Here is a 24909-nt window from a genome sequence, read left to right as displayed (position 1 = left end):
CCTCACGCCATTCACTCACCAAAGCTTCTGCACTGCGCGACCCCGTTAGCCCCGTCCTCTGGCGGCCGACAGTCGTCGATTGCCACTGCCGTGCTCGCGGACGTAGTCAGTCGGCCAGGGAGTCGAGTTTGGCGCAGATCTTCGCGTACATGTCCGTCGAGCAGTACCATCTTTTCCTCGACCATCGCGTCGATCACGTCTCGCGCCTCGTCGGCGGTGATCACGTCCTGACGAACAAGTGATGGGACGAAATATACGGTCCCTCGCGTTGGTATCTCCTCGACAGATGCGGCGGTTCGGCCCGCAGTCTCGTCCATGACGGCAACTCCGTCTCGGCGTGCAGCACAGGCTAGAACCGCGGCATCGGCATCGCTGAGGGTTGGATTCGCCTCCAGTCGGCTTCGAAGTGCGTTTCCTCGACGTCGACATCACACTGCGTGACGATCCATTCGTCGCTCTACTCTTTGACCAAGAATGTCGTCACGTGTCTGCGCGTGTGGTCCGAATCGGTCGTCACATCGAGATTCGAACTTATACGAACTCAAACGGTGTAATCGATAATAGATACCAGCTATCACCCGAGCGAAACTGGCTCCATGTTCGCTGTCGGTAGTTTCAATTGCGCCGCTGTTGGGCAATTGTCTAGTACTGAATCTAATCAACTGGGGATCTACGTAAGTGTCATTACTCAGGGCAAGTGGAAGCAGGTCGAGATCCGGACAGAACGCCCGGACGCGACCGAACGTTGATCGTTCCCACGTATGGCATGCGTGGGGCCCACCGGGAACCAGTCGGAACACTGGACCCTGTCGGCAACGATGCTCGCCCTCGGCCGGATGGCTTCATCGGGCGACGCTACTCAATGTCGTTAGACAGTCCCCTGACTGGGGACGGACAGTATGGAATATAATTCATGAGGAAGTTGCTTAGTTGTTTGGGTTTCGTGTGATCGATTCTGTGTTGGAATCGACGAAACTAGACGAAGAGTTGCTAATCGAGTGAACACTCCGGTATTCATCGCCGCAGTGTGCAGTTGCCCTCGGGGATTGCACGACGGTATTTCTGGTTAGTTGCGGTGTCCTCTAGATTTGTGATCGAACAGATCTGGGGCTTCTCACGATTAACGACGCAGGCGAAACCTATTTAGTGTGGTTAGAGATAGTAGGCTGTACTGAGGACTCCGTCCGGTCCGTTCTTCGTTCGCCCATCGGTTCGCCACCGTTGCGAGGCGTCCTTCGATGGCACTGCTCTGAGATGCGCCGTGCCGGATGCGCCCTTTCATGGCGGGCCCTGGGTCTCACCGACGGGACCGGCCACAGATATACCCATGAGAGAAACAGACCTCCCCTGTTCAGAGTGTGGCGCGGATCTCGTCGAACGTATCGCTTTCACAGCAGATCTCCCTATCGAAATCGGCGGCCAGCGTAGTGTCCGCATCGCAGAATGTCCGTCCTGTAGTGCCCACTATTATCCCCATCAGACGATACGGCAACTGGCAGGACGCTCAACTGATCCCAGACAGTCGCAGGATAGCTGACCGATGTCCGAGAAGTCCAGTTCTACGTCCGAAAAACCGCTGAAACATATCGATTCACTACCACAAGGAGTCACGACAGGATCGACTATCCTCGTCGCCTCTTCGGGCGATCCCTCGCGAAACGCGTTCGGGTTTCAGACCCTCTCTCGGTTTGGAGACTCCAACGATAGGGCACTCGTCGTCACAACGACCGAAAGCGCAGACGAGACGGTCGCAACTGCCGAGCAGGTCTATGCGGCTGGCGACCAACCGTCACTCGGCCTCGTTGATACGGTATCGAAACAACAGTCGCTCGTTGCCCCCACCGGAACTGTACCTATCGTTTTCACGCCATCTTCGAGCGACCTCGAGCGATTAGTGCTAGCCCTCACTGAGCTATCTACAGATGGTACCCCGGTTGACGGAGCACGTCATCTTCTCGTCCGATCTCTTACACCGATTCTCGACTCAATCTCGACTGAACAGGTTTGTTCTATGCTCCAGCAGATCTCGGGACTTCGGACGGAGTCCGGCATCACGCTCTTTGGAATTGATTACACCGCCCACGACGAGCCGACAATCGAATCGCTGGTCGAACAGGTTGACGGAGTTCTTTGGATAGCACCGAGTCCCAACGGGACCGTGGATATCGAATACCGACCGGCAACGGGCCGCTTCACCGACAACTCCAGTCTAGACCGTTGACGCCGTTCGGGAGCTCTCCCTTTCTAACGAGGTGGGGAACCAGCAGCGACCACGTTTATTGCCGAGCGAAAGCGGGCGGAAACTCGGCCATGGCACTACTGGGAATCAATCGAGTCGGGAGAGTTGCGGTTCAGCGGTTTCGTCGCCGCCATCGTAGGTGACTTCGAACGATTCGTCAGTGGCGTTCAACTCGAAGGTTGTCCGCTTTATCCCATCAGCCGTCGTATAGCGGACGGAAAGGGAAGACGGATGGTCGAAGACCTGCGCGATCGTATCGATTGCTTCCTGCAAGCGTGCAGCTTGGTCAGCGGAGACTGAGTGATCGTCCGTCATTACTCGTTTGTTACTCAAGCAACACCCTTGTTTTTCCGGTTCTGTATCTCTCAATAATCGGCCGAGGCCTTCACTTGCGGTCACACTTATTGGCAGGGCCGCTTGTTGTCGTTCCCATCACATCTGGCTTGTTCACCATCCAACTGGACTTTGGGCACTGGATGCTGCCTATGGTATCCACTGCCAATGTCTTTTGAACCACCCTGATTTGACCTGATAGCATCCATCTAAGAATCTGGTTTCGATTCTTTTTAGGAGGGGAAACAGGGATCGATCGCATATGGGTTTTGGGAGCTACGATGAGTCCGAGCAACAGGACCAGAACGTGGACACAGACGAGAGCGAAGGCGTCAACATCCACGAAAACGACCACGAAGGCGAAATCACGTTCGAGACCGAGGCTTCGACGGACGACCTCGTGGATCGGCTCGAAGATATCAAAGACTCCTCGAACGAAGCCTGAAATGGCCCGCTGGTTCCTGCTTCGTTCCTAACAGCCGTCGATCATTAATCCTCGTTAGCTTCGCATGTTTCTACAGAAAGCCGTTTCAGTGGTCGTAGTCGTTGCAATACCGTTCTGCGTTGCTCTCTCCACTACAGTGAGTGGCGACACGCAATCTTCCACTCACTGTTCGGGTCTCCGCCTGTTCCCGTAGAAGCGCTCTTACCCGAGCGCAGATTCGAGTGCAGTTCGGACGGCTTCGAGTGGTCGATCCTGATCGTACTCACCATCCGTGAGAAATACGAAGCCAACCGATTCGTCGTCCGGAACCCAGACCTGAACAAATCCATGCGAGCCGTCGATCGCCGGTTCCTGCGAGACTGGTTTCTGCCAGAGTGCAGCGTCTTCACCGGTATACGTTGGATGGATCCCATCGGGCAAGGGCTTCGTCGTCTGATAGCGGAAATCCGTGTCTTCTTCGAGTAGTGTCTGAACGTCACCGTCGATCAGGTGATCTTCCGCGATCGCTTCGAGTTCGTCATAAAATTCGGTGATGACGTTCCGAGCGAAGGCTTCGAGATCCCTCGCGGGAACGAGGCGGTCTACGTGTCCCAGGATTTCACGTTCGTGGGAGAGCGGCGTCGCGTTCAGTCCGACATCGATCTGTTCGCCCACCGGATTCTGGTAGAAGACCACATTCGCCCGTGGTTCCGAACCAGGTAAGTAGGCGTCAGGGACCGTGAGGAACGCAAGATGCTCAACCGGTTCGAGAACATCATACTGCTTCGCAAGATACGCCCTGAGCAGTTTCATCTCTTTCTCGCTAGGCGACATCGATAGCAGACGGCGGATGGTTTCTTCATCAGGTTCGGGATCTTGGTAGAAGAATTCGTGTTGTGAGTAGCCGTCCAGCGCAATCCACGTGAGGTGATCGATCGGGCCGTCGTCGACGAAGATCGCTTCTTCGACGGTGTGTCGAGTGGCATCTGGATATTTGTCGACAAAGATCTCGGCAAGTCGGTCGACATCCGTCCCTGGATCTATCTCATACTCTTCGGGGATATTCTCCAGCATACGGGTGACAGTCTGGGATGGACCACAAATAATGGGTATGGAAGCGGAGCTAGGCGATTCATATAATTTGTTTTATATTATCGCAACCGACTTCTGTAGCGAGACGAAATCTCCGATCGTGCCCTTGAACAGTGAGATCCGCGACCGGGTCGTCCTCGTCGGCGGCAAAGTATCTGGTGTGGACTGCCCCGATTGCCAGTTTGATGGAGGTGAATTTGACACGTATTCGACTGAGTCGATCGTTTGTCCGGAATGTGGGACAACGATCCTGACGGCAGACCAGAAGTCACAGCTTCGCCAATCTGGGAAACTCTAGCCACTGTGTAGGCCGATGCGCTAGTTGTTTGTAATTTCGTGAGCAACCAGCTATTGAATTGCAAACCGAAGCTGTCGACATAGAGGGGGACCCATCAGACCGAGGACGCGGTGGTAAGCGTGGCGAGAGTGCGCCGAGTCGAGGTATGTCGGACAATATAGAGATGTGATGGACGTAAATCGGGACGACACTATCTGGCTCGCCGAACTCGGGAGGTACATATGCTCCAGTACCTACCGGTACCAGTTGAAGAGTAATCGCGTCGGCAACGTGTTCTCACACGAGCGGAATGATAGTTAGATCGCTGTCTCTGTTTTGACACCACTTTCCGGACGCCGTATCGGTAGGTTAGTGAACTGATGTGAGATGGCTCGCTACGGGCGGTAATCGGGTGATTGCGATTCGACGGTATTCGAGACGTTATCGAGTTGTTCCCCGATCGTTGCAACGAGGTCGTCAAGCGTCGCAATCCCCGTCACTGCGTCGTTCTCGTCGACGATGGGGATCCGGCGAACGTTGTGCTCCCCGATCGTTCGGGAGAGTTCCATCGCTGGTTCATCTTCCCGGATGGTGACCGGATCCTCAGTCATCACATCTTCGACGGACTGCGATTCGAGGTTGGCCGTCCCGGGAACTTCGAGAGCGATGTCTCTGTCCGTTACGACGCCGATCGGGGAGTCATCTTCTGTGACGACGACGGAGCCGACGTTCTCGGAATCGAGTTTCTCGACAACGTCGCTGACCGTCGCGTCGGGGGATACGGTGACCACGTCGTCAGGACCAAGATTGCCAACTGGCATGACGGCAGGGACTAATCCTCGGAGTTCGTCAGTAATTCGGCTTTCCTTCGCAAGGGGCTACTCTTCGCTCGTCGAAGGCGACGTACTGGCCGCTATGTCGTTTGGGCTTGACTCGTCGCTGAGCTCGTCCATTGCCTCTCGGACGGCATCGCGAGATCCGATGAGCGTGACGTGATCTCCGTGTTCGACCGTCTCGTCGCGGTCGGGCAAGTGCGCGTCAACCTCGTCACCGACCATCAAGAGCAGGACCTGCTCGGAGAGGCGTTCGTCCAGTTCTGCGATAGTCAACCCGACGTAGTCTGGATTCGCGATCGCAACTTCTTGGATATCGCCGCGGTCTCCAATAGTCTCCATCCACCGGGTCATCGCCGGAGATTCGAGATGTGAGTCGAGCATTTTCGCTGTCGCATCTGACCGCGAAACGGTCGTGATACCGAGTTCCTCGAATGGGTCCGCATTTTCCCGTCTGTTGACCCGAGTGATGACGGACTCGGGTTCGAATCTGCTCCTTACTAACTGTGCGGCGAGGAGGTTCGAGTCGTCGCTCCCCGTCGCGACGACGACGATATCCGCATCGACGATGCCGGCACCGTCGAGTGTGGAGATATCTGTCCCGTCGCCGTGATGGACTCGGTATCCTCGCTTCTCAAGTAGTTGTGCACGTTCTTCATCGTGTTCGATGATCTGGACGGAATCGCCGCGAATTTCGAGGCGATCAGCGAGTCGTCGTCCAACTGTTCCGCCGCCGATGAGATGTATCGTGTTACTCATGAGGGTCTTTCACCGCTGTAGAGAAACCGCCTGCTGGACCAAATCCGTCGCGAGGAACGTACCGAACAGTAATCTTTGGTGGTAGTAAACGATTGGGTTTCGGTGCCTAGGACTTCGACTAAGAGACTTGATTTTCGCTGGATGATCTGCTGGTCTCACACTGAGAAATTCTGGACTGAAATTCGGGAGACTTCAAAGTCATCAGTTATCGACGTGTACGTCCTGTCTCAGTCCGGATGGAAACGTGGGGACGCTCTCCGGATCCGGAACCCGTTTTTACACCGACCGATCAGCGGGACGTGTGATGGATCTCTCGCACGACGAGTTGCAGTTCTCCTCGCTCTATCTGGCACGGTTTGCGTCCAGTTTCGGCTTCATGACCGTCCTCACACTATTACCGGACTACATCGACGCTCTCGGTGCGACGGGAGTAACGATCGGGCTGTTCGTGACCGCATTGGAGGTTGCCAGGACAGTCGGTATCGTCCCGCTCGGCTGGGCTGCCGACCGTTACAGCAAGCGATCGATCCTACTCGGCGCGCTCGTACTGAGCGCGGTCGCCTATCTCGCGTTCACGGCTGTGACATCAGTCGACAGCTTTCTCGTCGCCCGGACGCTCCAGGGTCTCGGGATGACCGGCACCGGTCTCGTCGGGCTAGCGCTCATGGGGGACCTGGCGCCGAACGACAGTCGGGCAAACTACATCGGGAAGTACAACGCAGTCCGGATGGCTGCCGGTATCGCAGGCACAATCGGCGTGGGCGTGCTCTATGCACTCACGGGGTTCGGCGTCGTTTTCGGCCTCATTGCTGTTCTGTTCATCGTCGCGACTGTCGGAATCTGGCTGTTCGTCGACGACGACCAGACGAGCATCGAAGGGTTCGCGTTCACTGACCTCGCACTGAATCGCCGAATCCTGACGATGACCAGCTTTCGGGCGCAGTACGCTGTTGCTGTCTCACTCGTTCGCAAGTGGGTACCGATCTTTGTCGGCGTCTCGGCAGCCCAGGGCGGGCTCGCGTACGGATCCGCAATCGTCGGAGCAGTCCTCGCGGCAGAGAAATTCACGAACATGCTCGTTCAACCGTTCACCGGCCGGCTCTCGGATCGGCACGGACGTGCGATGTTCGTCTTCCTCGGTGGCGGAGCCTACGGACTGGTTGCGATGGCATTTCCGTTCGTCTCGACGACCGAAGGACTGCTTTCGATATCAGTGCCAGTCGCGGGGACGATCACCGGAGCAGTCGTGGTGGCGGTCTGCCTGAACGGACTCCTGGGGATCGCCGATGCGTTTCGCGAACCGGCGAGTATGGCGCTGTTCGCCGACGAGGGAAAAGGAGAGGGAATTACGAGCAGCTTCGGCGTCCGCTCGCTCGTCTGGAAGCCCGGTAGCATTCTTGCTCCGCTCGTCGGCGGCTGGTTGATGGGGACAGCGGGGATCGAGTGGGTATTCTTTGCCGGTGGATTCGCCGCGCTCTCAGGAGTCGTTACCTTTTTCGGCATTCTCTCGTGGAATCACGGTCGGCGAGCACTCCATCAGTGGTGACACTCTTAGAGTGTACTTCGAGAGGCCATCATTTCTGATCTGGTATGCGACGATGAAACCACATTGTCGCACTATTGGCCGAGATACCGGAGATCTCGATAGAATTATCCGACTGGATGTTGTATCAAGTACTAGTTCAATGTACGACTTGACCGGGTTCCAACGCGACTTGCTGTACGCGATCGCTGGCCAGGACGAACCACACGGCCTTGCAATCAAAGAGGAACTCGAAGAGTACTACGAGAAAGAGATCCACCACGGCCGACTGTACCCGAACCTCGACACCCTCGTCGACAAGGGCCTCGTCGAGAAAGGCGAACGTGACCGGCGAACCAACTTCTACAGTCTGACTCGGCGCGGGCGCCGAGAAATCGAAGCGCGTCGCGACTGGGAAGCCCAGTACGTCGACGCGGACGGCAAGCCGGCGTAAGATATCGTCTCGGTATCGGCACCACAGGTGCAATGCCGCGGCCCGCATATCGTGATGGATCTTGAGCGACTGGCGCGTACCGTCGTCGCAGTCACATCCCCTCTGTCTCGACGTTACAGATCTCGAAGCGTGCACAACCTGCGTCGCTGTCAGTGAGGCGAAGCTCCCAGCCGTGAACGTCGGCGATCTCCCGGACGATCGAGAGCCCGAATCCGGTCCCATCCTGACTTGTCGAATATCCGTAGTCGAAGACGGCATCCTTGTCCGCATCTGCAATTCCGGGGCCATCATCCGCGATATAGATCCCGTCTTTGAGGTCGCCGACGGTGACAGTTACTGCATCGCCTCCGTGTTCGACTGCGTTACTGAAGAGATTCTCCAATAGCTCCTGGAGGCGACTCTCGTCGGCACGGATCACCTGCTGGGTGTCGGTGACGAGCGTCGCTGTACCTGTCTCGACGTGTTCCCAGGAAGCCTGACAGAGGGTGGTGAGATCGACGGATTTGAGATCGAGTGTCGCCGTTCCGGCCTGCGCGAACGCGTGGAGGTCGTCGAGCAACGTCTCCGTTCGCGTCAGTGCCTGGTCCACATCCGCGAGATATGGACAATCACACGTGTCCTGTGCGAGTTCTAAACGGCCGATCGCGACGGTGAGCGGGTTTCGCAAGTCGTGGCTCACGATATCGGTGAACGTCGCGAGCCGGTCGTTCTGTCGAGTGAGTTCCTGCTCGCGTTCGACGCGTTCGAGCGCCGCCGTCGCATGCGCAGCGACGGTTTTCGCGAGCGAGACGTCCGTCTCGTCGAACGCGGCGGGTTCGGGCGAGCCGATTAGGTGGACACCGCGACCGTCCAGCGGGAGGGCCAACTGGCTCCGGATCGGTGTGTCCGGGTTATATCGGTCGTCGTTGGTCGAGATATCGTCGTGCACTTGCGGTTCGCCCATCGCAAATGCTGTCCAAGCGATCCCCTCACCAGATTCGAAGACCGGTGGCTCACCGACGAGTTCCTCGGTCCGGTCGGTCCACGTGACCGGGACCAGTCTGTCGTCCGTTTCGTCGTAGCGGTGGAACCCGTTTGCGGGCATCTCGAGGATATCACGGACGGCCGCAACAGCTATCTCTGCGACTTCCTCGGCGGTCTCGGCCTGAATAAATGCGCGGGCGGTACTGTGCAGTTCCTCGATCGCCTGTTTCTGTCTCCGCTGCTCGGTCGTATCGAGCACCGTACAGACGAGTTCACCGTGGTCGGTCGTCGCGAGGCGGTGGTCCTCGACGAATGTGGTTCCATCTGCACGGAGGCCAGTCGTTTCGCCCCGCCAGAACCCGTTCGTTCGCACGGCCGGCAGTATCGTCTCCCGAATAGCCTGGGTATCTTCGTCGGGGTAGATGAGGCTCCAGTGCGCACCGAGCATCTCCTCCAGGTCGTATCCATAGAGATCGGCATACGCCTCATTGACGTAGATGAACTCGCCCGCGGCGTTGAGGATGCTGATGCCCTCGTGGGCGGTTTCGATCGCGCGGAGCTGCCGTTGCTCGGCCTGTTCTGCACGCGCTCGCTCGACGGCGTTGATGACGCGGTTGGCGAGGATGGTGTACTGCTCGATGCCCCTCTCCTTCTGGAGATAATCGGTGACACCGGCCGAGATCGCATCGCTCGCGATCTCCTCACTCCCTTTGCCCGTGAACAGAATGAAGGGAAAATCCGGTCGATCCGTCCGCACGGCTTCGAGGAACTCGAGTCCATTCTGGCCGGGCATCTCGTAATCGGAGATGACACAGTCGATATCCATTTCGTCGAGACGAGCGAGCGCGTCAGCGACGGTCGATGCTGTCTCGACCGTGAGTCGCTCGTCTTTGCGTTCGAGATAGGTCGCCACGAGATCCGCGAGATCCGGTTCGTCGTCGACATGGAGGACTCGAATCGAACCCGATATCGATGTCGACGGTTCCATTCTATACGCTCAGTCGAACGCTCGAATAAGGATTGGGGTGTGGCTATCAACGGTGAATCCGTGATCGGTGGTCAGTTTCCACGAGGTGTGGTCAGCCGGCTACCGCGGTTCCCGTGGAATCTCGGATGTTACCCGTCACTGAGATTGTCACTCAGAAGCCCCAGCGCAGTCCGGACATGGTGGCGACGATAGCGATCATGAGGAGGTGTTCGACCATGCTCAACCTCCCGTATTTCTTGTTCAGGGAGGCGAGTCGTTCGTGGTCAGTGCCGGCGGCGGCGATCTCATCGAACATCCCGGCGGTGAACTTATGCAGTGGGCCGAACCCGAGGACGAGCAGCGCAATGGCGAGAGCGAATGCCGCCCACAGCGACGGCGTCGCCGACGCCCATAGGCCCATCTTGTCGGCGAGGCCGATCCCAGATCCGACGACGCCGACCGAGACAGGCTCCATGAGTAGGTTCATCTTCGGGACGAAGCCCTCGGCGTTCGCTTCTTCGGAAGGGCTCCCCATGACGGGGCCGAGGACGACCGCTCCGAGTACCGCGGTCCCGAACCAGAACGCACCGAGGAACAGGTGGACGGTGAACATGACCCGGACATCGCCCGAGAGATAGCCCACGGCAGGAAGCAACAGGGACACGAGAATTCCCCCGATCGCGAACGGCGGGGATGCGGCAGTCGGCATAAAGCGATACCGCTCGCGTCGATTCGCTGGTCGTTGTACCTCGGTCAGTGACATCGCATCACTCTGTCCATGGAAAGGTAATTCCAAATACCGAACATAGGTGACGAGGATTGGCAGAGCATCGTATACAAATATGCGCTTCGATGCGGCCAGGCCGGCCACAGCCGTGGAATATGTGTCCCCGACGGAATGGATCACAATGGTGTCACATCGGCTCCACAGTCGCGGCGGTGGTGCCTTTGTCCCCAAGAAGGGGAGAAATACCAGAAAAATAACTCCTCTTCCAGCTCTAGTGCGCGCTGCCCTGTAACTGAGCCCGGCGCAGGCGCTCTCTCAAACGTCACCGCGGTCATCGTCGTCGCAGTTTTCTTCTTCCGCAGTAGCTGGCAAGAGAACGGTCTCAGTGATGGTTCGACCGAGGATCCAGTTACAAATTCAGCGTTGGCTGAAATGCGTTGAAACAGACCATTGGTAACTCCGGATCGATTTGACTCCGGCATGAACATGCTCAAGAGGTTCAGGAACTGTCGTCTCGAATATGCCGACTCTCCTCCGTGGGGCTGAAGACGAGCGGCCGCCCGTTCTCGGAGCGGTTATCGTCAGTACGTTCTTTATCGGCTTCGGCGGCGGCGTGATATTCCCAATCTTACCGAACCTCGGGGCTGTTCTCGGAATCTCCCCGTTTCTCGTCGGGCTCATCCTGAGCGCGAATCGGTTTTCACGGCTGTTCGCGAACGCACCGGCCGGAAGCATCGTGGATCGCTTCGGGACGAGAAAACCATTCGTCGTCGGGATGTTCATTCAGGGAATCTCCACGTCTGGCTACGTTATCGCGATGATCGCACCGCTTCCCGAAGCGTGGTTCATGGGTGCTCGGCTCCTCTGGGGTGTCGGGAGCGCGCTCGTCTTCGCAACTGCGTACACGATTGCGGATGACATCAGCGACGGCGGATCGCGGGGTTCGAATATGGGGCTCATCAGAGGCGGCGTCCTCTTCGGGTTCCCGACAGGGGTGGTACTCGGTGGGCTTGTGAGCGAATTCTCCGGAAACGTCATTGCGTTTACCGTGGCGACAGTCTTTGCTTTCGGTGCCAGTGCCATCGCATACCTGACCGTGCCCGAGACACACGTCGAAGGTGGAGCGAATCAGTCGGTGAAACCGTGGGACATCAATACGAGTCTCCCTGCGGTCACGGTCGGCCTGGTGAACTTCGCGGTACTGTTCGTCTATATCGGCGCACTGTTCGCAACACTCGTCGTGTTTCTCGATCAGAACCAACTCAGCGTCTTCGGATTCGATTCCCAGGGCTCCTCGGGTCTGTTCATGGGCCTCACCGTCGTCGCTGCGGGGCTGTCGATGTATCTCGGAGGGTACGTCAGCGATCGAAATCAGTCACGAGTCCCTATTTTACTCCTGTTCCTAGGCGTTACGTCGGCCGGTTTCGTTCTGCTCGCACTCGCGGATTCGATATCGACGTTGGCTCTTGCGTGCCTGTGTATCGGTCTCGGTCAGGGGGGAACGAGTGGCCCATTGATGGCGCTGTTAGGTGATCTCGTTGCCGATGGCGAGATGGGTCGCGCCGTGGGGACAAATAACGTCTTCGGAGATATCGGCGGTGGATTCGGCCCCATCGTCACACTCCCGATCGTCGAGATCGTTGGCTTTTGGCCAGTTTATCTCTGTTGTGCAGCCATGCCGCTTATCGCGGCCTCGATTCTCTTGGGCGGTGTCAGACGAGAGACCGGCAAGTTTCTCCCGAGCGTCGGGTCCTAACGTGGGTCTGCTGATTTCATCTGGTTGTGGACGAGAAATCCATTTCCACAGTCAAAGCAATCAACCCAGACTTTTCCGTCTGTCTCTGCGTCTTGGGAGACGATCACGGTCTTCCTCAGCACAATTGCGTGAGCATCTGAATCACATTGCAAGCAGGTAACTAATTTCCCAATTGGTTTGTCGATCTTATCCGCCGTAATTTCACTGGCGGTAGATTCTCTCCCTCTCTGTGTGGATTCTACCATCGTACCTCTCACCAGATGACTGCAGTAAGGCCTTTACAGAGGATATGAGGACTCCAGCGCCTGTGAGTCCAGAAGAAACACCACCAATGAAACCACGGAGACTGTTGCTAGATAACGTCGGTACCCGCCTTGGAGAGAGATAACATGGAGCCATTGATGAACAACAGCAATGGAACGGTGGGACAGCCCGATATTCCGCTGTATTCCGCCTCGTTCAGGGGGTATGTCCCGTTCTAGACCTCGCCACGTTTCTTGCGGCGGCGGCGAATGCCTGCTCGCACGACGTGACAGTTTAGACTCGTCCAGTTCTCGAGAAGGGGAAACGAGCCATCTCGAGTTAAGCGGTAGAATGTCAGTAGGAAACGCGTCCGTTCACAGCCAGCCAGTTCCCGATTCGAGTACGGCGACCGAGCGAACGACAGTCGTGGTCGAGTCCGTCAGGCCCGATCGCGCGCAGCAGCCTCTTCAAGGAACGTCTCGGGGAGCGACCCGAGTTCACCGACCTGTACGCGCCAGAGATTTGCGTACAATCCATTCGTGGACAGTAATTCCTCGTGTGGTCCTCGTTCGACGATCTCGCCATCCTCGAGGACGAGAATCCGGTCAGCCTCGCGGACCGTCGAGAGGCGGTGGGCGATGCTAAACGTCGTCCGGTCTGCGGTCAGTTCGTTCAACGACTGCTGGATCAGGACCTCGGTCTCGTTGTCGACGTGGCTAGTCGCTTCGTCGAGGATGAGGATCTCCGGATCCCGTAGCAGCACTCGTGCGATCGCGATGCGCTGGCGCTGCCCGCCCGACAGTCGGTCGCCACGTTGTCCGACTTCGGTGTCGTAGCCGTCTTCGAGATCGGTGATGAACCCGTGGGCGTTCGCTCGCTCGGTCGCCGATTGGATTTCGTCGTCGGTCACGTTGAGTCCATAGGCGATGTTTTCACGGATCGTCCCGGTAAAGAGGAACGGTTCTTGGGAAACGTAGCCGATCGACGCGCGGAGACTCCGTAAGGTGACATCCCGAACGTCAATCCCGTCGACAGCTACCTCTCCCTCCGACACGTCGTAGAACCGGAGCAGCAGTTTCATCAGTGTCGACTTCCCGGACCCCGTCGGGCCAACGAGGCCGACCGTCTCGCCGGCGTCGACAGTGAACGAGACGTCGGTCAGTGCTTCCTCGCCATCGGGGTAGCTAAACGACACATCGTCGAATTCGACGGTCCCGTCGACGTCGGTGAGTTCGTTCGCGTCAGGATCTTCCGGAATGCTGACGGGGTAGTCGAAGAGGACGAACACGCGTTCTGCGGACGCTTTCACGCGCTCGAAGTTGTTGAGAAGCTGGCCAGCCTGGGTCATCGGTCCCTGAATCTGGCGGGTGTACTGCAGGAACATCACGACTGTCCCGACGGTGACCGTCCCAGAGAACATTTCGAGCGGCGGACCGAAGAGTACCCACCAGCCACCCACCAGGAACACGAGCGCGAATCCGAGTCCGTTGATGAGTGTGAGAAGCGGGCCGAAGCGGATTCCCCATCGGCGGGCACCCCACCGCGCGTCCATGTGCTTCTGGGACGCCCCTTCGACGCGAGTGGATTCGAACGGCTCGTTCGTGAACGACTTCACGACCTGGATCCCACTGAGGTTGTTCTCCAGTCGGGATGCGAGATCGCCGAAGGTTCCGCGCGCCTCGCGGTACATCGGTCGGACCTTCTTGACGAAGAAGTAGCTGACGAGCGTCAGCAGCGGCGCCGGCAGGAGCGCCACGAGCGCGAGTTGCCAGTTCGTCCCGAGCATGATCGCGCTAATGCCGACCACCTGCACCAGGATGTTGAGCAGTTGGCCGAGCCAGCCATTGAGAAATCCTTCGAGCCGGTTGACGTCGCTCGACAGGACGCTCATGAGTTCGCCCGTCTGTCTGTCGGAGTAAAACTCCATGCCGAGGCCCTGCATCTTGTCGTAGACGTCAGTCCGTAGATCGTGCTGGACGTTCTCCGCGAAGACCGCCCACCCCCAGCTGCCGAGCCAGGTGAGAATCGTCGTGAGCAGATAGACGCTCACGAACAGGCCGACGGTGAGGAGCATCTTCCCCGGCGTCGTCTCCGGGAGCATCTCGACGGGGACGAGCGGGAGTCGATAGGGCGTGCTCTCTGTAAAGAGGCCGTCGATAGCCAGCGCGAGTAGCCACGCCGGCGCCAGCCCGAGCAGTGGCGACACCATGTTCGCCGCCAGCGCGATACAGACGGGCTTGGGGTACCGGCGGGCGTACTTCCCCAGCAACCGGCTCATCGGCTTCTCGATGTCTTCTCGTTCGTCCGAGAAGATGTCGTCTTCCTCGTCTGGCATCGAGGATTAGCTCCCCTGCGCTACTACGTTTGGCCAGAGTGTCGGAGTCTGCTGGGGGGTACGACGCTGCGGGGAGCACTGTCGAGAAAAGCCCGTCTCGGGTCGCCCTGGAGAGAGGAGGACTTGCATGTAACAGAGGGTGTCATAGAATCCATCTCATACCGTGATGACGGTGCTTCCCGGATTGTCACCTCGTTCGTAGTTGGTGACGGCGACGACGAGTCGAACGCAGAGCGCAAGGAACACCTGCGCTCGGGCGTGGACGCGGCCTCGGGCGCGTAGCGTCCCGAGGCCGCAGTCCTTGACCGCATCGTTCGTTCGCTCGACCTGACTCCGGCGGTTGTACGTCTCGTCTAGGATCGACTGTTTGAGCTGAATCTCGTCACTGTGTTTCTCGATGCGGTCTTCGACTCTGTACTTGATATTGAGCGGATCGTCGGTGTTTCGCGGGTTGTACGGGGCGATTGGCACGACTCCTGCGGTCAGCAGGAGGTCGTGCCAGTCGAGCGTGTCGTAGGCGCTGTCACCGAGCATCCAGATCGGCTGGGCGACGGCGAGCGCGTCACGGGTGACGCGCATCGCCGTCTCTTCTGCGGCTTGTTTGCTCTCGGTGAACTCGGCTGCAATCGGGATCTTTGCGCCGGTTGAGACGATCGTACAGCCGTAGCCGTAATAGTACTCCTCAGCGGTTGGGTCGTAGTTCTTCGCGCATCTGGGTCGGATGGCATCGCTCGCACGTCCGTCGAATCGATTCGGTAGGTCATGTCGAGCAGGCCGCGGGCGGCGGCCTGCTCGACGAGGTGGTCGAAGACTTCGTCGACGACGTGTTCGAGGTCGGTGAGGAAGCGATCGACCGCGTCTCTTGAGGGCGGTCGATCGAAGCCACAGCTGAGCCAGACGACCGTGTTCTGGAGTTCTCGTGTGACCGGGCGAATGCCGTAGATGTCCTTGTAGTAGCAGTGGAGGAACGCTCGGAAGAGTTCTGGTGGGTGGTGGTCTCGTGTTCGCCCCCGGCGAGCGGGGGCGAACACGTCGAACTCGCTGAAAAAGTCGAACTCAAGATGCTCGAACAACGCGAGCGTCTCGGTAGCCACGACATTGAAGAACTCGTCGATAGAACCCTCTTCTTGCAGGGTGCTGGCGCTCGTAGACACAGTTCCAACACCCTGCGTCCTCGTGTGTGAGGCTTTCTATGACACCCTCTGTAACAAGAAGGTATGTAGTACAGATATATAGTCAGCGAACCCGGAGAGAACGGACCCTTCTTCGATTCTCTCCACGATCACACAATGGGTGATGGCCACGTCGGATCGCTCGGTCTACGCAGTCATCGGAGGCTGGTTTGGTTCTACTAACCTGGTCTCGAAAGGACAACCACCCCCGTCGTATCGGAAGGGCCTTACCGCAAGACTGCGAACGGATCACTACCCGCTCACGCGGGTGCGAAGCCATCCACTTCGCCTCGAGAGATCCACCCGTCTCTCGTTCACACCCACCCCACCTACTGTTTCTCACAAGCACACCGGCCTCGCTCCAGACACGGGCGATCTCAATCCTGCGAACTCAACACCAGCATTTATGCGGAATAGTTCCTCTCGTCAACAGGCTTGCACCCCGACCCGGCGATCGACTTCGGAATGTGGGCTACTCGGACCGACCTGGATTGACGTGTCCATACTTCCTCCCCACTCTAATTTCACACTGAGACAGCACGGAAGTCCAACGGCTGAAGCCGTTAGTAACTGACCCGAGATACGATATCTGTAATGCGAATCGATTCAGAAGAAACGGTCTATTCAACAGCGAGCGGCTGAACCGCGATATATCCGTAACTCTTGACCGTGATTTGACAGTCGAGGTACGTGAATTCCACAACACAATCGCCTTCCTGTGAATCAAGCGGGTGCCTCGTACAGATCCTATCTAGCGCTTGTGGATCGATGGCCGAGTATAACGGTTCGAAATCAGTCGGCTGCGTATCACAAACCTCACTCACCACTTTGACGACGGCGTGGCTCGGTGGGAGCTCCGCGCTATCGAAGCCAGCCTGGAATGTGTTTGTCTCGTCGTCGTATTCTACTGGTTCTAACCCCTCTACTGGGCAGTCATTCACTTCGATCCCCTTCCACGACGTGTTCGCCGAAATAGTTGAACGGCTGGATGACCGTGTTCTTGATAATCTTCGTATTGACGACTCGTACCCCGAGTTCACTCAGTTCGTCCGTGATCCGGGCAACGTCGTCGGAGTCGGTGCCGACTGCGTCGATCTGCATATTATCTTCTCCGTTAAGGACTTCACGTATCGAGATGATCCCACCGATATCGCGAGCCTGACCTGCAAGTTGCTCCCGCTGTGGATTTGGGGCGGAACAGATAATCTCAACGTAGAGCTGGAGCCCCGCCTTGTCGTAATCGATGTCGGGATAGTATCCACGGATAATGCCGTACTCTTCCATCTGCTTGATGCGATTGCGGACAGTACTCGCTGACACCCCGACCTGGTCTGCCATTTCCTGCGTCGTAATTTCTCGGGCATCGCGCTGCAAGAGGTATAATATGCCCTTGTCCACCTCATCCAAGTCCATCTGATAGCTGATAGGGCTAACCCCATATTGGCTTTTCGCAAATACGCTGGCCAAATACTATGATTTCCGTAATATATCTAACCCAATTGCTGATTTAGCAAAACTATGTCTGTCTGAGGCGGCGAAACTCGCTGGGATCTGCGGAATTCATATCGCTGTCAGTAAACTACAGTGTAGAACCGTGATGGATAACTGTCTGGGGATCGTATGACAGTGGGGGATTCGTATCTCTACTGATGGACCGGATGGATCCGTCACTGCGACGCTAGCCGCATTAGCTGACGGTACGCGGCGGGAGATCCTTCGCTATCTATTCGAGGAGACAGACGGGGTTGCATCATATGAGGAGCTTGCCCGCCAACTGCAATCACAGGACCCTGACGAAGATCTGGAATGGTTTGTCGCACGCCTCCACCATCAACACCTACCCAAACTAGCTGACGCCGATCTCGTCGAATACGATTCCCGTAGTAGCACTGTTCGATATCTCGGTAGCCCCCTTACCGAAACTATCCTTGAGACAGTCGAAACCGAGTAACAATTCCTCGCCTGTGGCGCTCCTGTAGCGGTGATCTTGGACGAGAGGTGGACGGTATTCTTCGTTAAATGTTTCGTGACCCCTAGAGAAGTGCTGATCTCGGTCTATGACACTACCATCGAGGTAATTTCAGGGCGAAGACGGTTCCAAGTCGCTTGACGGAAATGAAGATCGCGTAGGGACTCGCTATCCAATGCATAAACTCGAAGGACACCGAGCGAACACCCTCATATCGTACCGAGATGTCGAAGGAATCGGGATATACAACCGTGAAGTCGAGGGAATATCCAGAGTGTATGCGACGTAGAATTTCTGCTAGTGCTACCCGTTAGATTCCGTGAATCCCGAACGCTCGAAAATCGCATTCATTCGCGCTCTCTGTTTCGGATCTCGCGGTCGAAGAGTCATGCATGGTCGAAGACTTCGCCTTCGTTGATATCGAGTTTGTCTTCGAGCTCTTCGAGCAGTGACCTGCCTTCGGCGTGTAACTCTTGGGCACGTTCGAGCGACACTTCTCCGTCTTCGAGTTGGGCGATGATCGTTTCGAGGCGGTCGGTCTTCGCTGCGATCGACTCGTCTTTCTGGGTAGGTGTGTCGTCGGTCATAGGTTGAGCAGGAGCAGCGCGAGGGTGAGCAGGAACAGGGCGAGCAGGATGGCGATGAGCGCTCGTTGGCGCGTCGTCGTGTGCTGGTACGACTCGACGGCGGCGGCTTTCTCCTGCTCGTGTTCTTTCTGCTGTTCGAGCGTCTCGTAGGCGTGGTCGAGCCGGCTGGACAGGTCGGCGAGTTCGTCGGTGACGTGCCGATCGTAGGCGCTGTCCAACTGGGTTCGTAGGTCGTCGAGGCGGTCCTGCACCGCCCGCGCGTAGGCTTGGTCGAGTTCCGCGGATAGTTCTTCGAGGTCGCTCTGCAGATTGTCTTTCCGCGGGGCGATCTGGCCGACTTCCGTCGGCGTCATCACGTGCTGGTCGGCCACCTCGTCGACGAGCGTGCGGTCCTTCTCGTGGCCGATGGCGCTGACGGTCGGCGTGGTCGTTCGGTGGACGACCCGACAGAGCGGCGTCTCGTTGAACACGCGCAGATGCTTATCTGCGCCGCCACCGCGCGTGACGACGATCACGTCGACCTGCGGGTCGTCGTCCAGAGCGCTGACGGCGTTCATCAGCGACATCAGGGCGTCGTCTCCCTGGACGGTCGTGTCGTGGACGACGACGTCGACGTCGGGATGGCGGTCGTGGATGCTCGTCACAGCGTCCTCGCGGGCGTCGCTGTCGGCGCTCGTGGCGATGCCGATCCGCGTCGGAAACTCGGGGAGCGATTGTTTGGTCGCGTCGTCGAGCAGACCGTCCTGTTCGAGCGCCCGTTTGTTCTGTTCGTAGACTTGTTGGTAGATGCCATCGCCCACGGGGACGACCTGCCGGACGAAGAGCGAAACTTGCCCTTCGCTCTCGTAGTAGGAGATGTCGCCCTTCACGGCGGCTTGCGTGCCGTCCTCGATATCGGCTCCGACGCGGTCGAGTCGTGACGCGAAGACGACGCAATGGATGGTGGCCTCGTCGTGAACCAAGTCGAAGTGACCGTGGCCGTTTGCGGAGACGCCGTAGTCCGAGACGTCGCCGCAGATGTAGTCGTAGTCGAGGTGGTCGCTCGTCTCGACGAGATCGGCGATCTCGTCGTTGAGGTCGTCGACGAAGGTGATGTTCTCCGTCTCGAGTTCCGTGGCCAGGGTCGCGAGATCGGTTTCGGGCCCTGGCTCGGTTTCCATGCGTCTCTGGTGTGTCGGTCTTCGATATAAGGACTGGGTTCAAACAGGAACGGAGCATGCGGCAAACAGGGTGAAAGCCCCCGAGCAGTGCAGTCCCGCGACTCGCTGTCCTCCAAGGAGTATTCGTTCCGGGAGGGCATACTCTCCCGACATACGCCTCCCTTCGTTCGACTCATCGTTGTCGGCGTCGATGACTGCTGCACCACTTCCAGTCCCACCCGCTGAAATATTTCCTCGGTTTTCGATCGTGAGTGCTGCGATCGCGGACGTCGTCAGTCGGCTAGGGAATCGAGTTTCGAGCAAATCTTTGCGTACATGTCTGTCGAGCAGTACCACCCTTCCTCGACCATCGCGTCGATCACGTCTCGCGCCTCGTCGGCGGTGATCACGCCGTGCCGAACGAGCGACAGGACGAGATATACTGTCCCTCGCGTTGGTATCTCCTCGACAGACGCGGCGGTTCGGCCTGCAGTTTCGTCCATGACGGCAATCCCGCCTCGGCGTGCAGCACAGGCTAGAACCGCGCTATCGGCGTCGCTGAGGTTTGGATTCCCCTCCAGCCGGCTCCGAAGTGGCGTTTCATCGACGGAGACGACGTCGAAGGTATCGGCGTCGATGGCCGCCTCGATGCGGCGTGCATCCGGATATCCCGCTTCGACACCGGCTTCGACGACCTCCTCGTATACGGGTGCTGGAACCAGACAGCGCTCCTCATGTTGGTCGGCGAGGTCGAGTGCGTCGACCTTCGCGAGGTAGATGAGGGGCGTCGCGTCGAAAACCCACATCTATAGCGCGTCGAGGTCGCCGTCGAGGTGGTCGCTATCGACCCACGTAATGTCACGCTCTTTGGCGAGTTGGGTGAACTCCCAGACGGACAGCCCCGCCTGCTCGGCCGCAGCACTGATCGTGATGTGACCGGCCTCAAGTTGATCGAGTGCTCGTTCGCGGCGCCACTCGTCGAGGCCTTCGGTGAGCAGTTTCCGGACGGCCGTACTTCGGTCAAGGTTCTCCTCGTCGAGATAGGCTTCCAGTTCTGCCTCTAATTCGTCGGGCACCCGTGCCGAGATCGTCCCCATGGTGTATGCTTTGCATGCAATGCAAACAGTCTTTCGGGCACTTCGCTCTGGGCTCGTAGAAACTGGGCACGAGCGCGCTCTGAATCCAATCTCACCGGATGTCTGGACCATCGGGTAACGAACTGTATATGTATATATGATCACCTATAGGTATTACATAATTTGATGACGATTGCCACCGGGTGAATGAGTGTGGTTCGAACGAAACTCTTGACAGCGGTCATGGTCGTAGCGCTCGTCGCAACCGCAACGACGGGATCGGTCGGGGCACTCACGAGCCCGACAGCCGGTGTGACGCAATCGATCAGCGATTCGACGACGGTGACGGTGACGAACGTCGTCGACGGTGATACAGTCGACATCGAATATCAGAACGGGTCGACCGATACCGTTCGACTACTGGGCGTCGACACGCCGGAGACGTATGGATCGGTCTCGCCCGGTGAATTCGAGGGCGTCCCGGACACGCAGGCGGGCCGGGAGTGCCTGCAAGCCGCGGGCGAGAATGCGAGTGCGTACGCGACCGATCGGCTCGCTGGGCAGACGGTCACCCTGCAGTTCGACAGCCAGGCAGACCGACGCGGTGACTACGGCCGCCTGCTCGCGTACGTCCAGGTCGACGGGTCGAACTTCAATTACGGTCTCGTAGAGCGGGGCCACGCCCGCGTGTACGACAGTACCTTCTCTAAGAGTGACTCGTTCTACAGCGCGGAATCGGCGGCGCAGTCTGCCGAGCGGAACGTCTGGGACTGTCGGACGCCGAACGACGACGGCTCCGGTGACGACGGCTCGTCCGGGGGCGACGCGAGTGCGCTCACCATCGACTGGGTGAACGCCGAAGCAGATTCGCTCAATGATGAGCGGGTGAAGATCACCAACACCGGTAGTAGTTCGATCGACCTATCGGGATACACGCTCAGCGACGCGGCCGGTCACACGCACATCTTCGACGACGGGTTCACGCTCGGGGCCGGCGATTCGGTGTACGTCCACACCGGCAGCGGCTCGGACGACGCCGACGACCGCTACATGGGCTACGGGCACGAGATCTGGAACGACGGCGGTGACACGGCGACGGTCCAGACGGCGAGTGGAACGACTGTCGACCAACTGTCATACTAGCGGCGTGGCGGTTCTATCTCTGGAAACAACTGGCGCGATCCTGACGCTCCATGCGTCACGTGTAGCCGCTACATTTGGAAGGCGTCGACAGCGGTGTCACCCGGTGTCGTCTCGACACTCGTCGACGAACTTTCTCGTCTGATTCACCGCATCCTTCGTCCCATTCACAACGTCTCCGGTATCGATACCGTCACCGCCTAACAGTCCACCATCGTCGCTACTACCACTCTCGGCGGTGTCGGTCTGCTGGGTCGCATTCACTGCCTTCGTCCCGCACTGTATGACGTCTTCCGAAACTGATTGGACCGTCCCATTCTGTAACGTTACGTTCGAATTCGCTAGTAACCGGTTCGTGCTGAGATTCTGCGCTGCGGCTACCGCTTCTACGTCGTTCCGTGTTAGATTGATCCCCATCTCGGCACTTCTTCTGAGTACGCTCGAGGTCGTCGTCAGCATCCCGCTGCGGAGTCCGACGTGAACCTCGCTCATCCCCAGTGCCCAGCACCGGTTTCCGCAGACATATCGTAGCCGGTAGAGTCCGAGCTGGCTGGCCTTGTTCGTGACGAATCGCGTCCCGGCGAATGCCGGTTTGTAGAACGCTCCGGTCGAAACGAGCATCGCGTCCACCCCGAACATGAGCGTCGCGACCTTGTACTCGGCGATAGTCGCGTTCGTCCGTTGCTGAGCGGCAGCACATGCCGTGTCTACCATCCGATTGTAGCTGCCGATGAGCGGAGCATATTTGGTAACATCGCCTGTGACGGCTCGAGTGTCACCGAAAATCTTGACCGGTGCCTCGCCGTCGAATTCGTGGACGATCTGAGCGGCGAAGTGCGCCCGGCGGACGGCGTGTTTCGTGGTCGTTCCGCCTTCTTTTAGCATCGACGGCTTGAGCTTCGACGTGTAGTTTGCGTCGAATCGGCAGACTCGTTCGGAACTGTTGAGTATCGTCTGTCGGCGGTCAGATTCGTTGTCGACGCTGTCGTAGAATCCGGTGATGAACGCTTGGACTCGTTGCTGCTCGGTCCGGTTGAGCCCGGCCGATCCGGGGCCGAGCTGGTCACTGTACTGGGACAGATTGAGTCCTTGCGCTGGACTGTCGCCGACTCGTTCGATCGCTGGTTGCTGGGTTGTGGGGGTTGGAGTCGATGTCTCCGGCTGGGAAGTTACTGGTTGATGGTCAGTACGTTCAACTGTCGTCGTATTCGAACACCCCGCGAGGACGATCATCGTCGCGACGGCGATCGCTATCAGGTGTGTTCTGGTTAGTTTCGTGTTGAACACGGTTGCTTCTGGATGCAGACGATCTGCTCGCTAAGTACGTCTACATCCGATAAATATCTGTCCTCGAATTTGACACTCTCGCCCCGATACAGTTGTCGCCCGTCGACCGAAGGTGACCGTGGGCGGCCTCGAATGTTGAAAGCCCTCGGCACGCTCGCGGTCGCTGTCTCCGAAAATCGGAGATTTTCGGGATAACGAGAGAGCTTCGCTCTCTCGAACCACGCGGGATATCCGCGCTCGGCCACCGATACCGCACTCGCGCGGATAGTAGCCCGCGCAGACGACTGAACTGAACGCGAGCCCCCCTCGCCCTTTCAGTCCGCCAGGGTGGTGGTAGAGTCCGTAGTTTTCGTCGTCGGTTGGTCGGTGGTTTGGAACGGCCCGCACCGCTCGCCGCGTGCCGCCCGTCGCTTGCTCACGGCTCACTGCGTTCGCCATTCGCGTCGAGGCGCTCCCTGCGGTCGCGCCTCGCTTCGCTCGCGACCGACCATTCCGGGCGTGCGGGCGCTCTCCGCACCGCCCGCGCCCGTTCCGGGCTAAAATGGATGTGCCCTCGCGCCAGCGCTTCACCCGTTCGGGTCCTGCGGACCTCGGCTTCGCCGACCGCGACGGACACGGTTGCGTCGCGGCGAACGGGGAATGCGCTGGCCGCTCGCTCCGGGCGGGTCGGCGCGCGGTGCTGGATGGTTTCGTGGCGTTCCGCCGCGGCGCCGCGGCCGAGACAGCACTGCCGCCGCGGCGCCGCGGCGGTGGTGCGCCACGATGGAGCCACAGCCACTCAGCGAACAGACAGTCGCACAGTTGGTGACCGCCCTGCGCCCGTCAGCCCGCGAGCGGGTTCGGATCGCCGAGCTCCGGGCGATGGCTCGCGCTCACGACGAAGACCAGGACGAGGCCGTCAGAATCTACTGCGAACGACGGCTCGAACGGCAGTACTTCGACACCGAACAGTTCCTGCCGCCCGCGGCCGACCCGGCGTTCTACTGACGGCCAATCAGGTGTTCGACTGACGCGACTCAGTGAGTGACTTCGTGTCCCACGATGCGAGACCGCTGAAGGCGGCTTTAAGCCCCGCGACAGTCGCCTCGAGGGCTCGCTACGCTCCGTGATTATGTCGCCCGCCGTCGGCGACTGCCGCGCCCGTTTCAGTCCTACCCGTGGGCTGGCTGTCTGCGACGCTGTTGGCTGATCGGTTGCAGTGGTGGTGGAGTGTTGGGTTCATCGCATCGGTTCGCCACGCGCGGTGCGTGCCGCCCTGCGCTTGCTCACGGCTCACTGCGTTCGCCGTTCGCATCGAGGCGCTCCCTGCGGTCGCGCCTCGCTTCGCTCGCGACCGACCATTCCGGGCGTGCGGGCGCTCTCCGCACTGCCCGCGCCCGTTCCGGGCTAAAGTGAATCTGGTCTCGGCGCCAGCGGGTATCCCCGTCGGTTGCGCCCCTCACGGGCTTTCGCGTTCCAGCGCTTGGTGCCGCCTGCGCTGTCGCGCGCCTCTGCGCGGCGCGCGTGCTCGGCGACAGTCGCGCTGGACACGGACCCGCAGTCCGGGCCGGACACGAGCGGGCATACTCTGCTGGCCGCTCGCTCCGGGCGGGTCACCGCGCGTGGCTCGTTTGTC

24 protein-coding genes and 1 pseudogene are annotated in these 24909 nt (G+C 58.7%); 8 read left to right on the top strand and 17 right to left on the bottom strand.

Annotation, left to right across the window (positions count from 1 at the left end):
* Positions 1-11 precede the first annotated feature (11 nt).
* Positions 12-317, bottom strand: coding sequence for a hypothetical protein (locus PSC72_RS01595; protein WP_274324147.1), 306 nt, complete (start codon positions 315-317; stop codon positions 12-14).
* A gap of 1223 nt (positions 318-1540) precedes the next feature.
* Between PSC72_RS01595 and PSC72_RS01590 the strand changes: the two genes are divergently transcribed.
* Complete coding sequence (locus PSC72_RS01590) at positions 1541-2221, top strand: DUF7504 family protein (RefSeq protein WP_274324146.1); 681 nt, start codon at positions 1541-1543, stop codon at positions 2219-2221.
* 105 nt (positions 2222-2326) lie between these two features.
* Here the strand turns inward: PSC72_RS01590 and PSC72_RS01585 are convergent, their stop codons facing one another.
* Complete coding sequence (locus tag PSC72_RS01585) at positions 2327-2554, bottom strand: hypothetical protein (RefSeq protein ID WP_274324145.1); 228 nt, start codon at positions 2552-2554, stop codon at positions 2327-2329.
* 280 nt (positions 2555-2834) lie between these two features.
* Here PSC72_RS01585 and PSC72_RS01580 point away from each other — a divergent pair, with 280 nt between their 5' ends.
* Positions 2835-3017: a DUF5786 family protein gene (locus PSC72_RS01580; RefSeq protein WP_274324144.1), complete on the top strand. Its 183-nt coding sequence runs from the start codon at positions 2835-2837 to the stop codon at positions 3015-3017.
* Positions 3018-3218: 201 nt separating this feature from the next.
* On the opposite strand, the gene PSC72_RS01575 is transcribed toward PSC72_RS01580, so the two are convergent.
* From PSC72_RS01575 to PSC72_RS01565, 3 genes are all read right to left on the bottom strand, one after another.
* Complete coding sequence (locus PSC72_RS01575) at positions 3219-4070, bottom strand: hypothetical protein (protein ID WP_274324143.1); 852 nt, start codon at positions 4068-4070, stop codon at positions 3219-3221.
* Between the two features lie 690 nt (positions 4071-4760).
* Entirely contained in the window at positions 4761-5186 is a 426-nt protein-coding gene (locus tag PSC72_RS01570; protein WP_382261027.1) for a CBS domain-containing protein, read from the bottom strand.
* A gap of 57 nt (positions 5187-5243) precedes the next feature.
* Positions 5244-5957 (bottom strand): potassium channel family protein, encoded by a 714-nt coding sequence (locus PSC72_RS01565; RefSeq protein ID WP_274324141.1) that lies wholly within the window; start codon positions 5955-5957, stop codon positions 5244-5246.
* Between the two features lie 304 nt (positions 5958-6261).
* Between PSC72_RS01565 and PSC72_RS01560 the strand changes: the two genes are divergently transcribed.
* Positions 6262-7503 carry an MFS transporter gene (locus PSC72_RS01560; protein WP_274324140.1) on the top strand — a complete coding sequence of 414 codons (1242 nt, stop codon included), beginning with the start codon at positions 6262-6264 and terminating at the stop codon, positions 7501-7503.
* A gap of 139 nt (positions 7504-7642) precedes the next feature.
* The gene (locus PSC72_RS01555) at positions 7643-7933 is read left to right on the top strand and encodes a PadR family transcriptional regulator (protein WP_274324139.1); all 291 of its coding nucleotides are present in this window, start codon (positions 7643-7645) and stop codon (positions 7931-7933) included.
* A 91-nt stretch (positions 7934-8024) separates the two neighbouring features.
* On the opposite strand, the gene PSC72_RS01550 is transcribed toward PSC72_RS01555, so the two are convergent.
* The gene (locus PSC72_RS01550; RefSeq protein WP_274324138.1) at positions 8025-9884 is read right to left on the bottom strand and encodes a hybrid sensor histidine kinase/response regulator; all 1860 of its coding nucleotides are present in this window, start codon (positions 9882-9884) and stop codon (positions 8025-8027) included.
* Positions 9885-10035: 151 nt separating this feature from the next.
* Positions 10036-10626: a hypothetical protein gene (locus PSC72_RS01545; protein WP_274324137.1), complete on the bottom strand. Its 591-nt coding sequence runs from the start codon at positions 10624-10626 to the stop codon at positions 10036-10038.
* Between the two features lie 484 nt (positions 10627-11110).
* Here PSC72_RS01545 and PSC72_RS01540 point away from each other — a divergent pair, with 484 nt between their 5' ends.
* Positions 11111-12346 carry an MFS transporter gene (locus PSC72_RS01540; RefSeq protein WP_274324136.1) on the top strand — a complete coding sequence of 412 codons (1236 nt, stop codon included), beginning with the start codon at positions 11111-11113 and terminating at the stop codon, positions 12344-12346.
* On the opposite strand, the gene PSC72_RS01535 is transcribed toward PSC72_RS01540, so the two are convergent.
* From PSC72_RS01535 to PSC72_RS01520, 5 genes and pseudogenes are all read right to left on the bottom strand, one after another.
* The gene (locus tag PSC72_RS01535) at positions 12343-12591 is read right to left on the bottom strand and encodes a hypothetical protein (protein ID WP_274324135.1); all 249 of its coding nucleotides are present in this window, start codon (positions 12589-12591) and stop codon (positions 12343-12345) included. The two genes, PSC72_RS01540 and PSC72_RS01535, sit on opposite strands and share 4 nt — an antisense overlap.
* A gap of 437 nt (positions 12592-13028) precedes the next feature.
* Positions 13029-14924, bottom strand: coding sequence for an ABC transporter ATP-binding protein (locus PSC72_RS01530; protein ID WP_274324134.1), 1896 nt, complete (start codon positions 14922-14924; stop codon positions 13029-13031).
* Positions 14925-15080: 156 nt separating this feature from the next.
* Positions 15081-16078: pseudogene (locus PSC72_RS01525) on the bottom strand (transposase).
* Positions 16079-16716: 638 nt separating this feature from the next.
* A complete protein-coding gene (locus PSC72_RS25555; protein ID WP_407653018.1) occupies positions 16717-16920 on the bottom strand; it encodes a HalOD1 output domain-containing protein in 204 nt (67 codons plus the stop codon).
* A 109-nt stretch (positions 16921-17029) separates the two neighbouring features.
* Positions 17030-17509 (bottom strand): Lrp/AsnC family transcriptional regulator, encoded by a 480-nt coding sequence (locus PSC72_RS01520; RefSeq protein WP_274324133.1) that lies wholly within the window; start codon positions 17507-17509, stop codon positions 17030-17032.
* Between the two features lie 220 nt (positions 17510-17729).
* On the opposite strand from PSC72_RS01520, the gene PSC72_RS25700 reads away from it, so the two are divergent.
* On the top strand, positions 17730-18047 hold the full coding sequence (locus PSC72_RS25700) for a winged helix-turn-helix domain-containing protein (RefSeq protein ID WP_456071272.1): 318 nt from the start codon (positions 17730-17732) through the stop codon (positions 18045-18047).
* Between the two features lie 404 nt (positions 18048-18451).
* Here PSC72_RS25700 and xseB read toward each other — a convergent pair whose 3' ends face one another.
* The 4 genes from xseB to PSC72_RS01500 all read right to left on the bottom strand — a co-directional run bounded on the left by xseB (position 18452) and on the right by PSC72_RS01500 (position 20888).
* On the bottom strand, positions 18452-18652 hold the full coding sequence (xseB, locus tag PSC72_RS01515) for an exodeoxyribonuclease VII small subunit (protein ID WP_274324132.1): 201 nt from the start codon (positions 18650-18652) through the stop codon (positions 18452-18454).
* On the bottom strand, positions 18649-19812 hold the full coding sequence (gene xseA, locus PSC72_RS01510; protein ID WP_274324131.1) for an exodeoxyribonuclease VII large subunit: 1164 nt from the start codon (positions 19810-19812) through the stop codon (positions 18649-18651). The genes xseB and xseA overlap by 4 nt, the downstream gene beginning before the upstream one ends.
* A 272-nt stretch (positions 19813-20084) precedes the next feature.
* Positions 20085-20597, bottom strand: a complete 513-nt coding sequence (locus PSC72_RS01505) for a DUF3368 domain-containing protein (RefSeq protein ID WP_274324130.1) — start codon at positions 20595-20597, stop codon at positions 20085-20087.
* Complete coding sequence (locus PSC72_RS01500; protein WP_274324129.1) at positions 20598-20888, bottom strand: UPF0175 family protein; 291 nt, start codon at positions 20886-20888, stop codon at positions 20598-20600.
* A gap of 291 nt (positions 20889-21179) precedes the next feature.
* Here PSC72_RS01500 and PSC72_RS01495 point away from each other — a divergent pair, with 291 nt between their 5' ends.
* Positions 21180-22010, top strand: a complete 831-nt coding sequence (locus PSC72_RS01495) for a lamin tail domain-containing protein (RefSeq protein WP_274324128.1) — start codon at positions 21180-21182, stop codon at positions 22008-22010.
* Positions 22011-22106: 96 nt separating this feature from the next.
* Here PSC72_RS01495 and PSC72_RS01490 read toward each other — a convergent pair whose 3' ends face one another.
* Positions 22107-23294, bottom strand: coding sequence for a hypothetical protein (locus PSC72_RS01490; protein WP_274324127.1), 1188 nt, complete (start codon positions 23292-23294; stop codon positions 22107-22109).
* A 762-nt stretch (positions 23295-24056) separates the two neighbouring features.
* Here PSC72_RS01490 and PSC72_RS01485 point away from each other — a divergent pair.
* On the top strand, positions 24057-24281 hold the full coding sequence (locus PSC72_RS01485) for a hypothetical protein (protein ID WP_274324126.1): 225 nt from the start codon (positions 24057-24059) through the stop codon (positions 24279-24281).
* Positions 24282-24909: the final 628 nt, after the last annotated feature.

The organism is Halosimplex aquaticum (genome assembly GCF_028747785.1).
In the GTDB taxonomy this organism is placed as follows: domain Archaea; phylum Halobacteriota; class Halobacteria; order Halobacteriales; family Haloarculaceae; genus Halosimplex; species Halosimplex aquaticum.
This window is presented reverse-complemented; position numbering and strand designations above follow the sequence as displayed.